The 12,630-nt window shown below is 35.7% G+C and carries 15 protein-coding genes; 1 reads left to right on the plus strand and 14 read right to left on the minus strand.

Going from position 1 to position 12,630, the window contains the following annotated elements; translation table 11 throughout:
• Positions 1 to 89 precede the first annotated feature (89 nt).
• On the minus strand, positions 90 to 428 hold the full coding sequence (locus tag VNN39_RS00530; RefSeq protein ID WP_017369035.1) for a metal-sulfur cluster assembly factor: 339 nt from the start codon (positions 426 to 428) through the stop codon (positions 90 to 92).
• A 188-nt stretch (positions 429 to 616) separates the two neighbouring features.
• Between VNN39_RS00530 and VNN39_RS00535 the strand changes: the two genes are divergently transcribed.
• Positions 617 to 1,147, plus strand: a complete 531-nt coding sequence (locus tag VNN39_RS00535; RefSeq protein ID WP_017369034.1) for a TetR/AcrR family transcriptional regulator — start codon at positions 617 to 619, stop codon at positions 1,145 to 1,147.
• A 47-nt stretch (positions 1,148 to 1,194) separates the two neighbouring features.
• Here the strand turns inward: VNN39_RS00535 and VNN39_RS00540 are convergent, their stop codons facing one another.
• The 13 genes from VNN39_RS00540 to VNN39_RS00600 all read right to left on the minus strand — a co-directional run bounded on the left by VNN39_RS00540 (position 1,195) and on the right by VNN39_RS00600 (position 12,557).
• Positions 1,195 to 2,364, minus strand: coding sequence for a MalY/PatB family protein (locus VNN39_RS00540; RefSeq protein WP_213495353.1), 1,170 nt, complete (start codon positions 2,362 to 2,364; stop codon positions 1,195 to 1,197).
• A 49-nt stretch (positions 2,365 to 2,413) separates the two neighbouring features.
• Positions 2,414 to 4,465, minus strand: coding sequence for a maltose/glucose-specific PTS transporter subunit IIBC (malX, locus tag VNN39_RS00545; RefSeq protein WP_339007288.1), 2,052 nt, complete (start codon positions 4,463 to 4,465; stop codon positions 2,414 to 2,416).
• A 105-nt stretch (positions 4,466 to 4,570) separates the two neighbouring features.
• Positions 4,571 to 5,299 carry a MurR/RpiR family transcriptional regulator gene (locus VNN39_RS00550; RefSeq protein ID WP_165711310.1) on the minus strand — a complete coding sequence of 243 codons (729 nt, stop codon included), beginning with the start codon at positions 5,297 to 5,299 and terminating at the stop codon, positions 4,571 to 4,573.
• Between the two features lie 152 nt (positions 5,300 to 5,451).
• Complete coding sequence (locus VNN39_RS00555; RefSeq protein WP_252175671.1) at positions 5,452 to 6,405, minus strand: alpha/beta hydrolase; 954 nt, start codon at positions 6,403 to 6,405, stop codon at positions 5,452 to 5,454.
• Positions 6,406 to 6,440: 35 nt separating this feature from the next.
• Entirely contained in the window at positions 6,441 to 6,953 is a 513-nt protein-coding gene (locus VNN39_RS00560) for a VOC family protein (protein WP_185767509.1), read from the minus strand.
• A gap of 193 nt (positions 6,954 to 7,146) precedes the next feature.
• On the minus strand, positions 7,147 to 7,719 hold the full coding sequence (locus VNN39_RS00565; RefSeq protein WP_339007120.1) for a hypothetical protein: 573 nt from the start codon (positions 7,717 to 7,719) through the stop codon (positions 7,147 to 7,149).
• 476 nt (positions 7,720 to 8,195) lie between these two features.
• A complete protein-coding gene (locus VNN39_RS00570) occupies positions 8,196 to 8,573 on the minus strand; it encodes an ArsC/Spx/MgsR family protein (RefSeq protein WP_096368511.1) in 378 nt (125 codons plus the stop codon).
• A gap of 397 nt (positions 8,574 to 8,970) precedes the next feature.
• A complete protein-coding gene (locus tag VNN39_RS00575; protein WP_026063781.1) occupies positions 8,971 to 9,207 on the minus strand; it encodes a hypothetical protein in 237 nt (78 codons plus the stop codon).
• 146 nt (positions 9,208 to 9,353) lie between these two features.
• Complete coding sequence (locus tag VNN39_RS00580) at positions 9,354 to 9,479, minus strand: hypothetical protein (protein WP_270741070.1); 126 nt, start codon at positions 9,477 to 9,479, stop codon at positions 9,354 to 9,356.
• Positions 9,480 to 9,669: 190 nt separating this feature from the next.
• Entirely contained in the window at positions 9,670 to 10,020 is a 351-nt protein-coding gene (gene rplS, locus VNN39_RS00585; protein ID WP_004258564.1) for a 50S ribosomal protein L19, read from the minus strand.
• Between the two features lie 93 nt (positions 10,021 to 10,113).
• On the minus strand, positions 10,114 to 11,499 hold the full coding sequence (locus VNN39_RS00590) for a sensor histidine kinase (RefSeq protein WP_165713249.1): 1,386 nt from the start codon (positions 11,497 to 11,499) through the stop codon (positions 10,114 to 10,116).
• Between the two features lie 9 nt (positions 11,500 to 11,508).
• Positions 11,509 to 11,904, minus strand: a complete 396-nt coding sequence (locus VNN39_RS00595) for a response regulator transcription factor (protein WP_017369024.1) — start codon at positions 11,902 to 11,904, stop codon at positions 11,509 to 11,511.
• Positions 11,904 to 12,557, minus strand: coding sequence for a GTP pyrophosphokinase (locus tag VNN39_RS00600; RefSeq protein WP_017369023.1), 654 nt, complete (start codon positions 12,555 to 12,557; stop codon positions 11,904 to 11,906). Before VNN39_RS00600 ends, VNN39_RS00595 begins: the two co-directional genes overlap by 1 nt.
• Between the last annotated feature and the right edge of the window lie 73 nt (positions 12,558 to 12,630).

Consider the following 12,630-nt stretch of genomic DNA (forward strand, 5'->3'; position numbering starts at 1 on the left):
TTTCAAAAACGGCTTAGATACCGTACTAAATGTACTTTTTAAGAGTTAATATTTCTATCAAGACTCTCTTAAAGCCAGTTATACCAAGATTAACGAATACCCAAAGCGATACGCGCATAGCGGCTCATTTTATCAACCGTCCACGCTGGATACCAGACGAGATTGACTTTGATTTCAGTTACTTCTTCAACTTCTTTGAGTGCATCATGAATTTGATCAGTTAACACGTCTGCTAGCGGACAACCCATTGTTGTCAGTGTCATTTTGACTTCAGTAAACCCATTGTCTTCAAAGGAAATTTCATAGACCAAGCCCAAGTTAATGATATCAATACCTAGCTCAGGGTCAATAACAGTCTCCAAGGCTGCTAAAATCTTTGTTTTAATTTCTTCTATTTGTGTATCAGAATATTTGCTTTCTTCACTCATAAATTTCTCCACATTCTCATTGTAAAATCTATTTGACAATGTTATTCTACCATATTTTTAAAAATTTGACGAGAAGAGTAAAAGATAATTTATAAATCATTTTATAGACACCACGTCTAAAAATTGTTATAATTATAGTGATATAAAGTTTTAAGACAGCACTTGCTGTGTAGTGAAAAGGATACACTGTGGAGAATAGAAAAGAACGTACAAAAGCGCGACTTCGCGATGCAATGACTCAACTTTTACATGAAAAGCCATTTGATCAAATTACAACCACTGAGCTTGTCAAAGTTGCAAAGATTAGTCGGAGCGGATTTTATACGCATTACCAAGACAAATATGAGATGATTGATCAGTATCAAAAAACATTGATTAACACAATTCAATATGTCTTTGAAAAAAATGATGGAGACTTGCAAAAAACAATGCTTGAGACCTACGAATTTTTAGATAATAACGAAATCTACGCAGCCCTGCTTTCTGAGAACGGCAGCAAGGAAATCCATCAATTTATGCAAGCCAAGTTAAAAAGCATGATTGAAAACTCAATTATTCCAAGAGATTCAAGAAGAAATAACCTCGGTCGCTTAGGTAAAATTTATGCTGCTACTTACTATGCTAATGCCATGTTTGGCCTTACACAAGCATGGATTCGGCGCAAACGTAAAGAAACTCCTGAAGAGATTACAAATATACTCAGTAAGCTTATCAACTGATTAGTAATTCAAATAAAAATATCCAAACATAGAGTTTGGATATTTTTTTAAAGGGATTGAATACTTTTAAGAAGTCTTTCAAGTCCATCTTTTACCTTGGCTCGTGAACAGCCAATATTTAGGCGGAGAAAGTTGCTTCCTTCCCGACCATATACCTGTCCATCCATAATAGCGACTTTTCCTACGTTGATTAAAGCCTGCTGTAACTTATCCATGGAGACACCTTGTTCTGAAACATCAAGCCATAAAAGATAAGTTGCTTCCGATTCGATAAGCTTTATCTTTGGCAAATGCTCTTGCAAAAAACGGCGTGTGAAGTCTACAGTATCATCCAAATAACTATTCAGCTCTTTTAGCCATATATCCGATGTCCGGTAAGCTGCAATCGTTGCTTCCATTCCTAAAATGCTACAAGAGGAAAGCCCATCTTTTTCTTTTAAATGTTCACAAAATTCTTCACGAAGATTCTCATTAGGAATTAATAAATAGGAAAAAATCAATCCTGGGAAATTAAAGGTTTTGCTGGCAGATGTTAAAAGAGCAATATTTTCTGTACCATATTTCAAAATTGGATGCTGCTGCTGCTCTTTGCGTAAAATATCCATATGAATTTCATCTGAAACCAAGAAAACATCGTACTTTTGACAAAGCAATACCACTCGCTGGAGTTCCTCATTTGACCACACGCGTCCCGTAGGATTATGGGGCGAGCAAAAAAGGAGAATTTTGTTATTGGGGTGAGCGAGTTTTTCTTCTAAATCTATAAAATCAATCGTATACTTTCCATTATGAAAAATTAATGGATTTTCCACGTACAAACGATCATTTGCCGTAATTGTTTTAAAAAAAGCATCATAAGCTGGCGTCTGGACAACAATACCTTCTTGAGGTTGAGACTTAATTTCAATCAACTGAGAAAGAGAGTAAATCACACTTGGACTGTACAAGATCCATTCCTCATCAATCGTAAAATCAAACTGTTTTTGATACCAAGCAGAGACAGCTGATTTCAAATGTTCGTGATTCCAACGTGTATATCCATAGATTGGATGTTGAATTCTCTTTTGTAAGGCCTGATTAACTGTCTCTGGGATAGCAAAATCAGTATCCGAAATGGTAAAAGGCAATAAATCTTTTTGACCAAAACGATCCTCTACAAAATCCCACTGTGTACAAAACGTTCCTTTACGATCGATAATTTTATCAAATTCTGTCATATCAATAAATGGTAAAACAAGACCTTTGTCTTGTTTTACTGTTCTCCTTCTAAATCAAATTGTCCAATGCATTTCGGACAGTCGTTACTTTCGTTCCAATAATAACTTGAACACTCGTATCATCTAAATGTACGACTCCTAAAGCACCCAAATCCTTGAGTCTGTCATCTTCGACAAGTTTACCATTATTTAAAATCAAACGAAGACGTGTGATACAGTTGTCGAGTGTGACGATATTTTCTTTGCCACCTAATGCAGCTAAGATTGCTTCGGCATTATATCCAGACGTATTGCCACCATGTGCTATCTCTTGATCTGAATATTCTGGCTCAAGTACAGTTTCACGTCCTGGTGTTTTCAAGTTTTTCCATAGAATAACCTTTTTAAATGTGAAATAGTAAGCTGCGAACCAAAAGGCACCAACTAGAGGGATCAAGAACCATTGTGTATATGAACCTTGCATTACCCCAAAGATAAGGAAGTCAAGAACTCCGCCATCTGTATTACCGATTTTGACACCTAATAGGCTGACGACCATTGCTCCTAGACCAGTCATAATGACGTGGAAAATCCAAAGGAATGGACTGATAAACAAGAAGAGAAACTCAATAGGTTCTGTTATCCCTGTGACAAAAGTGGCAATCACACCAGAAATCAGAAGTCCTTTGACTTTTGCTCGATTTTCAGGTTTTGCTGTACGATACATGGCAAGCGCTGCGGCTGGAAGCCCAAACATAAACGTTGGCATTTTTCCTTGCGAGAGGAAAGCTGTCGCAGAGCCCGAAATTGGTAAGCGATTTGCCAATTCCGCATAGAAAATGTTTAAAGCACCGTAAACTTCGTGCCCATCAATTAGTGCTGTTCCACCAGCTTGAGTAAAGCGAATGGTTGCAACAAGAATGTGATGCAAACCAAAAGGTAGAAGCAGACGTTCCCCAGAGAAAAAGAGAAATGGACCGAAAATACCTGAACGTTGAATCAAGTTCCCCACTTGTTGGATAAGAAGAGCAAAAAGTGGCCAAATGACTGGGATAGCTAATCCTACCAAAGCCATTACTAAGGCAGTAATAATTGGTACAAACCTTGATCCCCCAAAGAAAGCAAAACTGTCTGATAACTGTATGTTGTAAAATTTCTTGTGGAGATTGTAAACAATAATACCAGTAATGATACCTCCAAGAACACCCATTTCGATAGTTTGTACGCCAAGAGCCATGCCTTGGCCAGCTTTTTGCATGAGCTCAGGATCAGCAAGCTGTCCACGTTCAGTCAAAAAGAAGTTAATAGACAGATTCATGACCATATAACCAACAAATCCTGAAAAAGCCGCAACTCCTTTTTCTTTCTTGGCTAAACCTAAGGGGATAGCCATAGCAAACATCACAGGTAAGTTACTGAAGGCAAAACCACCAATAGCAGAAAAGAAACGGAAGACAACTTGGAGTACTTCGTTTCCTAAGAAAGGAAAAGCATCAATGGTCGATTGACTCGAAAACGAACTTCCTAGCCCTAAAAGAAGTCCCATAAAAGCCATTAAGGCTACAGGAAGCATAAAAGTTTTACCTAATTCTTGGAAGAAACCGCCTAGGGCAAATTTTTTCTTTTTCTTAGGTTGTAGCACTTTAGTTTTTGTTTCAGCACCTTTTACCACAGCTTCTCCTATTGGTACTCCTCCTTTTACTTTTCCTGAGGCACTGATTCTCATATCTTTTAATTTTTCAGCTGTATTTGTAATAACAACGATTGCCGTTTTTTCAAGTCCAGCATCTTCAACTGCTTTCCAATTCACGCGCCCAATCACTTGGCCCGCTTTAACAGCCTCCTCTTCTTTGATAGTGAACTCAAATACCGACTTATCCAGACTGACTGTATCAATCCCAATATGAAGTAATACTTGCAAATCATCTGCAGTACTAAATCCTGCAGCATGACCTTGAACCATTCTTACTATACCAGAAACTGGTGCATAAATTGTTTCACCAGTTGGTTCCACAGCATACCCATCTCCCATTGTTTTTTCAGAAAAAATTGGATCCTTAACATCCTGTAATGGGATAATTTCTCCCTCAAAAGGAGAATAGAGGTTTTTTTGGTTATTCATCATTTAACCTACCTTTATATTTTTGTTGTAAGTTAATATTACCACAAAGTAAAACGCTTTCACGAAAACTACTAAAAAAACACCTTCTCATTTGAAAGTATTTTTTTAAATGTGTAAAATTCCACGATAACTGTAGTAAAGTGATTGCAGAACCAAAAGTAAAGGCGTCTTATCTGTCGTGTCATAGCCATTTACTTCCTCTTTTTCTGTTAAACAATAGAGCGGAATATCGACTATTTGTGCTAAACTATTTTCAGTCAAATTGGTAAGACTAACCAGTTTGTGTTTTCTGGACTTGGCCAGTTCTGCTAATTCCAAAACGGAAGGTGTCTCTCCAGATAAAGAAACAAAAAAGAATACTTCATGAGACGAGTTTAAAATCTTCTTTTTCATTTCCTGCTGATATTCAAAAAATTGAAATTTATCATCGAGAGCAAAGAGGCTTTTTACATACATCTTCGTCAGAAGTCCTGTTTGATCTAGCGCATAAAAATTTACACTTTTCGCTCTTTGCATTAGCTGTACAACCTTCATTTCTCTATCTTTATCGATCAAATCAAAGTTTTTTAAGAGAATATGCTTATGCGCACTCATACTTTCAGGAGTTGTGAGTTCTTGTTTGAGGTTAATCTTAAATTCAGAGAAATTTTCATACCCCAATTTTTTACAAAACCGTGTAATCGTGTTGGGGACCGTGTAAAATTTTTGTGATAAGAGAACTATCTTAGTTTGACTTACTGCTTCTTTATTTTTTAAGATGTACTCTACTAGGTCTTCTTCTAACTCTGTCAACTTATTTTCTTTATTTTTTACGCGTTCCTGAAAATTCAGCATTTTACCCTCTTCTGTCTCTTTTTAAGGCTTTATCTTATCTTTTATTCTACCATAGTTTCTTTTTAAAATAAAAGCGCTTTAATAAATTAAGTTTATCAGAATAATTTTTCACAAAAAAAAGCCTATTTGATAGACTCTTTTCTTTCATTATCTTATTTGCTATTTTTTTCATTGATCCATTCAGTGGAAAGGGTCATCGCGGCACGTGTCGCATGAGTATCATTCATTGAATTCACCATAACAAAGTCATGGATAATGGCTTGGAAACGCACTTGAGTGACTTCCACTTCAGCTTCACGTAGCTTTCGTGCGTAGGCTTCTCCTTCATCTCGCAGAACATCCGCTTCGCCAGTAATTATCAGAGCAGCAGGCAAGTCTTCCAAATCTTCTTTTGTTGAACGAAGCGGCGAAGCTGTGATTTGTTTACGGTCTTCTTTACTGGTCGTATATTGATCCCAAAACCAAATCATTCCTTCTTTAGTTAAAAAGTAATTTTCTGAAAATTCATTATAAGAACTCGTATCAAACCTAGCATCTGTTACAGGATAATACAAAACTTGTTGTCCAATCTTTTGACCACCCCTTTGTTTAGTCATGATCGTCATCACAGTGGCCATATTTCCACCAACAGAATCCCCAGCTACAGTAAGATGATTTACATCAAATTTCTTATCGTTAGAAAAATCTTTTAGTTGCTGTAGGACAGCATAGTTTTGTTCAATTGCTGTTGGGTATTTGGCTTCGGGTGACAGAGAGTATTCAGGAAAAACCACAACGGAGTTGGTCCGTACAGCGAGCTCACGAATTAGTTTATCATGTGTATGTGCATTACCAAAAACCCATCCGGCACCGTGGATATAAAATATAACTGGTAATTTTTTATCTTGTTTAAGAGGACGGATGAATCGTACATTAATTTTTCCCCATTCTCCTGTATCAACAACAACATCCTCAATATCAACGTCTTCCTTTGCGACTGGAGAATCCTGAACTTCATTTAATAAACTTCTTCCGTCTTCTACCGGAAGTTCATAAATACGAGGATGGGGTGCATTTGCTTCACTAAATTCTAGTGCAGCTGATTCTAAGGAAATTCTTTTTACCATTTTATACCTCCAAAAGTACTTTTTATTATCATTTATTAAAAAATTGCTTTTTTATTGTAAGGTTGAACGTACAGTAACCATGAGACTCCGTATTGATCTGTGAAATGTCCGGACATCCCACCCCAGAATTGTTTTTCAAAAGGTGAATGAACGATTACTTTATTTGAAGCTACAAGTTTATTCCAAAATTCTTTCGCGCGCTCTATCTCCCGACCATCTTCAGCAGGAAGATCGAGTAGAATAGGCAAATCAGTACAAGACGTATTCTTTTTTCGAAAATTATCAGCTGCCATAATCGTCTTACCTAAAATATTAAACTGCGAATGTACTGTCTTCTCTGAAAGTGTTGCTTCATCTATACCAAATGATTCCGCTAAATCACTGTGAAGTGGTACTCGCATAATGTTACAAGCACCGAAAACTTCTTCATAGTATTGGAGCGCTTCTTTCGTATTATCGAATGCTAAATAAGGGTTCAATCCCTCAAGTGATTTTCTTAATTTGTTATACAAAAGTCGGTTCTTTATCACTGTTAAAATCCCCATCATCATTAACTCCTTTCTGAATTTATTATCAAAGGATATAATTCTAGGACTACGTTAATTTTCTGAATATTATTTTAATAACATTTTATAATTTTAAGCTGGGCAAAACAAGAAATTGGTATCGGAAAATATTTTCATGCTTATTTGAGAAGTTTATGTTAGGGAAATAAAAAAGGAGGATGATCCCCCCCTTTTTTTATTTAACAGTAGTCTCACCAGTTACTTTAACTTGTTCTTCGCTAGGGAGTTTGTTATATGCATCCATCAATTCTTGATTTTTAAAGATAAGATTTCCATCAATCATTGCCTCTCCATCAACACCTTTTCCGGTTTGACCGTGGAAGCCTTCAGCATTCACTTCAACATCTCCTTTAACTGTACCATTTGAAATATAGAATTGTGGAGAATTAACTTCAAGTTTTTGTACAGTGAGGGTATAGCGATCGGTAACCTTGCGGTCTGCATCTTGTGTATAAAGTGCTAATTTACGTGCTTCTTCCCCTTCTTTATTTTTAAAGTCCCCTTCAACATTCAAGGTTTTATCCGATGCGTCTAAGTCCTTACTAATTGCAGCAATCCAAGCACCATCCTTAGAAAGTCCCTTAGAAAGGGTATCAAAGTTATCTGTACCTGCAGTTGCCCCAGCAAACACTTCAGCAGACTGTTCTGTTTTTGTTTCTTCTGATTTTTTTTTACCAGATCCACAAGCTGTCAAAACACCTAATGATAGGGTTGATACTGCTAACAATGAAAGAAGTTTCTTATTCATAATATACCTCGCTTTTCTTTTTCTTCATTGTAACATAGACAGGTATACCTTTCAAGAAAACGCTTCCTTTTTTCGATGAAAATATCACTGTATCCAATTAAGAATTTTTCTAGGACTTTTTTCAAAAGAAGAAAAATAAAAACTTCCCCTCTGGAACATCAGCCATAATCGTCCTTGCTTACTCTATCACTCTATTTAGTAAAAAAAAAATAGTTGACTAACATATTTTAGAATACTAAAAAAGCCCCCGATACAAAGTGAAGACTACTTTATATATTAGAAAGAGATGGGAGCTTGCTGACCTTGATCCCCTGTGATGAGGCCTAACTTCATTATAACACTTACTATCTTTATTTATTAGCAAAGCATGTATTTGTTTAAAATGTTAAAAATAACTGTTGTAAAAGCACTCTATCTTTATCAACATAATGATTCTATCTTTGATTCTTTAGGATATATACCTATCAAACCGATTTTTAAACCATGCTCAATCTACGATAGGACTGAGGAATAAACTTTCTTATCTCTTCTGGATTAAAACCTGTCATTAATTTATGATCATCAATGATGATAGGGGTTTTCAGAACTTCGGTATGCCCTAAAATAAAATTAATACTGTCATTGAATTTCATATTTTTAATTTCTTTCATCAGCTTTTCAGATTCAAAGCCAATTTTTCCATTTGATTTTAAAATATCTGCAAATCCATTGTTAGACAAAGCTAGCGCTAAGAGCAAATCGTCTCTTGATATATAGCGAATTCTTTTTGGCGAGCAACTGATTTGCTTGTTCTCGAACCATTCCAGTGCTTTTTTACTTGAAGAATTGCTATTCTCATAATAAAATCTTATCATTTTTAATATGTCACTTCTTAATACTAAATATTATATTATTTCCTGCAACACTATCTTTAATAATAAAAACCTTCAACCCTGATCTGGAGATAGAAAAGTTAAGGCATCACTATAACAACCATCAAACAAAATTATTATTTTCTGATACTGTTTTTTAGGACAGATATTAGTATAGCATGATAATGAATAATCAATATCAAAAAAATAAGCAGTTTTAAAATTCTAAACAAATTTTTAAATGATTTATATAGCACATTCCTAAAATTCTCCATAAAAATAAGGGCTGCTAAGCCCTTAAAATACGTTTGGATGTCTTCATTACCAATATATGTTCTATTTTAAAACAAATGGTATAGTCATGTATTTAAAATAAAATATATTCAGACAATAAAACTACTTAAACTGAACGGGGTAAGACGAGTGCCAAAATTAAACCTAGAAACCAAAAACCAAATAGAGTGGCCAAAAAAACACCGAATATTTGCCCACCAGATAATCCACGTGAACTGGCAATTTTGACAGGCAAAAAGAAGATGAGAATTGCAATGAGCAAAATAATTAAAGACAACCAAAAATTTTCTGGTGCACTGTTCCAAATTTCTTGTAGACGTGAGCTAATATTTTCCAAACTAATTTTTTCTCCAAAGTTTCTTAATTCTTTTATAGGTCATATTTATTACGAACCCAAAGAAATAAAGTATATGACCCCTTGTAGGAGTATCATAACATCCATTTTCATTATTTTCAAGCTTCTTTTACCACTGTTTAGAAAGTTAAAGATTAATGTAAAACTGTATAAAGTGCTGTTAAGGCTTGCACAGCAAGTATTACTACTATTGGCGACATAATAACTAGGACGACAAGTCCTGGGCCTGATAACCATTCTTTATCTTTATTTTTTCGCATACGCATCTCCTTTGTTATTCCTGCAGATAGTTTGATTCTTAATATCCTTAAATAGCTTCGTCTGCTTGCTTCTCATAAATATTAAGGCTTAATACCAATAGAGGCAATGCATATTATAGCATAAAATTCATTTTTTTTACTATTTTTAAAAAAGAAAAACCGCTCAACAGAGCGGTTAGACAAGTCAAAATTATTTACGACGTTCTGGGATACGAGCTGCTTTACCTTGCAATGCACGCAAGTAGTAAAGTTTAGCACGACGCACACGACCGTGACGGATAACTTCGATTTTTTCAACACGTGGAGTGTGAAGTGGGAAGATACGTTCTACACCAACACCGTTTGAGATTTTACGAACAGTGTAAGTTTCTGAGATACCAGAACCTTTACGTGCAATAACAACACCTTCGAACATTTGGATACGTTCGCGAGTTCCTTCGACAACTTTAGCGTGAACACGTACAGTGTCTCCAGCGCGGAATTCAGGGATATCTGAACGAAGTTGACCTGCATTGATAGAATCGATCAATGAAATAGACATTTTTTTCTCCTTTTGCTCATCAATAAAGCCATTGGCCCAGCGGATAAACAGTTTTATTTATGCCAAAGTGGCACTTATAACATTCTACCAAATTTATTCTGTCTTTTCAAGAGCTTTCTTTGGAGTTTTAGCAAAAGTCATTGTAAAAATAGTTTGCTGTTCATCACTTGTAACAGACACTTGCCCCTGATGTTGTTCAACTATCGTTTGGACAATCGCTAAACCAATTCCATGAACACCTCCAGCTCCTTTATAGAAACGCTCGAAGATATGTGGCAAAGTCTCTGGATCAATTCCACTCCCATCATTAGCAACCGAAATCACCACTGCACCATCTTTTTTTGTACAGGTAAGTACGATTTCTGTTTCCACGTACCGCATAGCATTGGAAACTAGATTACTTATTGCTCGTCGTAAAGCTTTATAATCACAAGTAAGCATCACTGCTTTTTTATCAAAAACTGTTGTAATTTTAATACCTTTTTGTTCAGCAAATATCTCTTGCTCCTTGGCAATATCTTTCATAATTAAACGAACATCTTGATAAACAAGTTCTTGATGCACACTTAGACTATCTAACCTTGAGAGAGTCAGTAAATCTTCCACTAGCTCACTCATCCGGTCTGTTTCATAAAGGATTGTCTCACTTGCCTTTTTAGGATCCATCACCTCGTAAGAAATCCCTTCTGCATAGCTTTTTATTGCCATTAAAGGTGTCCGAAGTTCATGCGATGCATTTTGAAAGAAAAGTTTTTGGTTTTTATCGTTATTATCCAGCTGTCTTGCAGCGACATTCATATTATGTGCTAGGGTAGCCAACTCACGGTCCTGAAATGTTCCTTGATATTCAGTAAAATCCCCTTGACCAATACGTGTCGCAAATTTCGCTAAAATGGATAATGGCTTAATCAAACGCTGAGTTACAAAAGTTACAGCTAAACTAAGAATAACAATGACAGCTAAAGCAACAGAAACTAGGAACAAATTAACTGAATTTGTAAAATTAATAATCCCAGTAATATCTACATATAGAACCTGATATAATCCAGAACTTTGGCGTATGGTTTCAATATAAAAAGTACTTCCTGAAGTATCCAGACGATAATTTTTTACCTTACTTAGTGAAACTTTTTGATTTTTTAAGGCTTGAGCGATATTATTCGCTGTATCTCTTTCAAAATTACCAACCTTTTCCAAATCCTGTACTTCATAATTATCATTGATATTAAAAGCAACAGGGTGTGTATTAAAGCTGCCACGGGGTGCATCTTCTAAGTCCGCAGAGGAACTTCCTGAGGGCGGAGTAACTTGTGCTTGATAAATCCTGACTTGGGATAACTGCCTAGAAGCTGAATTGCTAATATAGCTATTTATCAAGATATTAAAAATGAGGATAATCCACAGAAAAGCAAAGAAGACAAAACCAATATTTGTCAGAAGCAAGCGCGTCTTGATGCTGAGAGGTTTTCTCCTAATCATCATTGCTCCTTACTCTGCTTCTTCATTTTTTTGTTTTTCAAACTCGATCCGACGGAAAATAGCTTTAACTCGCATCACCAATTCCATTGGGCTGAACGGTTTAGTAAAGTAGTCATCACTGCCCAAATCCAATCCTGTCGCATAGTCTAAGTCACTGTCTCGAGCTGTCAACATAATAATGGGTACGATACTTTGTGCACGTAGGGCTTTCAAGATTGTAAATCCGTTAGAGCCAGGCATCATCACATCTAAAATAACAAAATCACTTGGCTCTTCATTAAAACGCTCTAAGAGCTCATCACCAGTAGGAAAATCCTCTACTTTAAAATCTTCTTTTTCCAAAAAAGCTTTGATGGCTAAACGAATATTATCATCATCATCCGCAATATATATTGTTTTACTCATTATATTTCCTCCTCATTAATCATATCTACAAGTTCATGAATCAAATACATCCGATTATCTAATGCGTGAATCTGCTCAGCACATACTTGCAATTCATTACTTAAGTGATCTGGCATTTCACCGCCGTATTTGTAGCGGACCTTATGTTCCAGTGTCGCCCAAAAGTCCATTGCAGAAGTGCGCAATTGTATCTCGACACGACGAGCTTCATTATTAAAAAGCGGGCCAAGATTAACTTCTAGTATCATATGATAAGAACGATAACCACTCGGCTTCGGATGATTAAGATAATCTTTTTCACTGATCACATTGAAAGCTTCTTGATTTTTAATGATTTCTACGATTTCATAAATATTTTTAGCATAAGCACATATAATTCTTACACCGGCTATATCTGAAAGATTTTTTTCAGCTGCTTCTGCCGTTACAGGTAAGGCTTTTTTCTTCAACTTGCCTGCAATACTTTCTGGCGATTTAATTCTTTGCTTGATATGTTCTATCGGGTTAACAGGTTCATAAGCATTATAATAAGCATTAAGATTAGAAAGCTCTGTCATGATGACTGCCAAAGCACATTCATATTTCACCAAATTTCGCTTGAGTTTCTCAAACTCTTCAACTTCAAAGCGGGTCGTTTTTATTTCTTTATTCATATTCATTTCCATTCTTGAAAGAGTTTTCACATATGTCTATTATACCAAAGGCTGCAAATTTTATCAGCTTTAG

This window comes from Lactococcus formosensis (assembly GCF_037892375.1).
Taxonomy (GTDB): Bacteria; Bacillota; Bacilli; order Lactobacillales; family Streptococcaceae; genus Lactococcus; species Lactococcus formosensis.

What these genes read in the sequence shown, in the direction of transcription:
- VNN39_RS00530 (WP_017369035.1), bottom strand. Translation starts at nt 428, where the DNA reads ATGAGTGAAGAAAGCAAATATTCTGATACACAAATAGAAGAAATTAAA.
- VNN39_RS00540 (WP_213495353.1), bottom strand. Translation starts at nt 2,364, where the DNA reads ATGACAGAATTTGATAAAATTATCGATCGTAAAGGAACGTTTTGTACA.
- malX (WP_339007288.1), bottom strand. Translation starts at nt 4,465, where the DNA reads ATGAATAACCAAAAAAACCTCTATTCTCCTTTTGAGGGAGAAATTATC.
- VNN39_RS00550 (WP_165711310.1), bottom strand. Translation starts at nt 5,299, where the DNA reads ATGCTGAATTTTCAGGAACGCGTAAAAAATAAAGAAAATAAGTTGACA.
- VNN39_RS00555 (WP_252175671.1), bottom strand. Translation starts at nt 6,405, where the DNA reads ATGGTAAAAAGAATTTCCTTAGAATCAGCTGCACTAGAATTTAGTGAA.
- VNN39_RS00560 (WP_185767509.1), bottom strand. Translation starts at nt 6,953, where the DNA reads ATGATGGGGATTTTAACAGTGATAAAGAACCGACTTTTGTATAACAAA.
- VNN39_RS00565 (WP_339007120.1), bottom strand. Translation starts at nt 7,719, where the DNA reads ATGAATAAGAAACTTCTTTCATTGTTAGCAGTATCAACCCTATCATTA.
- VNN39_RS00570 (WP_096368511.1), bottom strand. Translation starts at nt 8,573, where the DNA reads ATGATAAGATTTTATTATGAGAATAGCAATTCTTCAAGTAAAAAAGCA.
- VNN39_RS00580 (WP_270741070.1), bottom strand. Translation starts at nt 9,479, where the DNA reads ATGCGAAAAAATAAAGATAAAGAATGGTTATCAGGCCCAGGACTTGTC.
- rplS (WP_004258564.1), bottom strand. Translation starts at nt 10,020, where the DNA reads ATGTCTATTTCATTGATCGATTCTATCAATGCAGGTCAACTTCGTTCA.
- VNN39_RS00590 (WP_165713249.1), bottom strand. Translation starts at nt 11,499, where the DNA reads ATGATTAGGAGAAAACCTCTCAGCATCAAGACGCGCTTGCTTCTGACA.
- VNN39_RS00595 (WP_017369024.1), bottom strand. Translation starts at nt 11,904, where the DNA reads ATGAGTAAAACAATATATATTGCGGATGATGATGATAATATTCGTTTA.
- VNN39_RS00600 (WP_017369023.1), bottom strand. Translation starts at nt 12,557, where the DNA reads ATGAATAAAGAAATAAAAACGACCCGCTTTGAAGTTGAAGAGTTTGAG.